This is a genomic window from Streptomyces sp. NPDC033131 (assembly GCF_055578365.1).
Genome location: NZ_JBVIPA010000122.1, coordinates 1 through 1,432 on the forward strand (window position 1 = coordinate 1; position 1,432 = coordinate 1,432).

A 1,432-nucleotide genomic window follows, 5' to 3' on the forward strand; every position below is an offset into this window, starting at 1 on the left:
ACTAGTAGGACTCCGTTACGTCTGTCTCGCGGTGCCGTTTGGGGGCATGTTGGGGGTGTGGACGCACATGAAGTGAACCGTGCTCGGGCGCAGTTGGCGTTATTCGTCGCTGATGTGTTCGCGTCGGTGCCGCGCAAGGACCAGCGGGCGAAGGGGGACTGCTATCTGCGGGGACTGATGCTGGACGGCCGCCGCAAGTCCATCCAGGCCATGGCGGAGCGGCTGCCGGACGGCAACGAGCAGAACCTGCAGCAGTTCGTGAACCAGTCGACGTGGGATCCGGTGCCGGTGCGGCGGCGGATCGCCGAGCGGATGCTGCCGCAGATCGGCCCGGATGCCTGGGCGGTGGACGATGTGTCGTTCCCCAAGGACGGGAAGATGTCGGTGGCGGTCGCGCCTCAGTACTGCGGAGCTTTGGGCAAGCAGGCCAACTGCCAGGTCGCGGTGAGCGTGCACGCGGTCTCCGACACCGCGTCCTGTCCGCTGCAGTGGCGGCTGTTCGTGCCCCAGGAGTGGGCGCACGATCCGGTCCGCCGACGCAAGACGGGGGTCCCTGAGGAGATCGGGCACCGGGAGAAGTGGCGCCTGGCCCTGGACGTCCTGGACGAACTGGCCGGTTGGGGCCTCGTCCCGCCGGTGGTGGTGGCCGACGCCGGCTACGGGCAGAACGCCGACTTCCGCGACGGGCTGGAACGCCGGAGCATCGGCTACGTAGTGGCGATCCGCTCGGACGTGACCGCCCACCCGCACGATGCGGTGCCCACTGCCCCGCCCTGGTCCGGCCAAGGCCGCAAGCCTCAGCCCCGCTACCGCGACAAGCCGTCCCCGGTGGCCGCACTCGCGGCCGACCAGGGGCGGCAGGCCTTCACCGAGGTGACCTGGCGGGAAGGCTCCCGCGGGCCGATGCGTTCGCATTTCCTGTCCCTGCGGGTGCGGCCGGCCGGGGTCAAGTCCCGACGCCTCGCCCAGGCCGCCACAGACGAAAACTGCTGGGACGGCGTCCTGCCCGACGTCACACTGCTGGTCGAATGGCCCGCCGGCGCCCAGGCGCCCACCGGCTACTGGCTGTCCAACCTGCCCGAGACGCTCTCCCTCGCCGAACTGGTCCGACTGGCGAAGATCCGCTGGCGCATCGAGCACGACTACCGCGAACTCAAGCACGGCCTCGGCCTGGACCACTTCGAAGGACGTTCCTGGGCGGGGTGGCATCACCACGTCACCCTGGTCACTGCCGCCCACGCCTTCCTCACCGAACAGCGCCTGGCCCCAAAAGCCGATACAGCGGACTCACCCTCTACCAGATCCTCGACGCCATCCAAGACCTGCTGAACTGCTGGACCGGCACCTGCACCACCTGCCACCGCCCCCTGCCCAGAACATCCACCACCAGCCCAGACCCAAGAGACAGAACAACCTAACGGAGTCCTACTAG

1 protein-coding gene is annotated in these 1,432 nt (G+C 68.7%); it reads left to right on the forward strand.

The genetic code is table 11. The features are described 5' to 3' along the window. Window positions 1-57: 57 nt before the first annotated feature. A complete protein-coding gene (locus ACZ5XS_RS45770; protein WP_468661644.1) occupies window positions 58-1,329 on the forward strand; it encodes an IS701 family transposase in 1,272 nt (423 codons plus the stop codon). The last annotated feature ends 103 nt before the right edge of the window (window positions 1,330-1,432 follow it).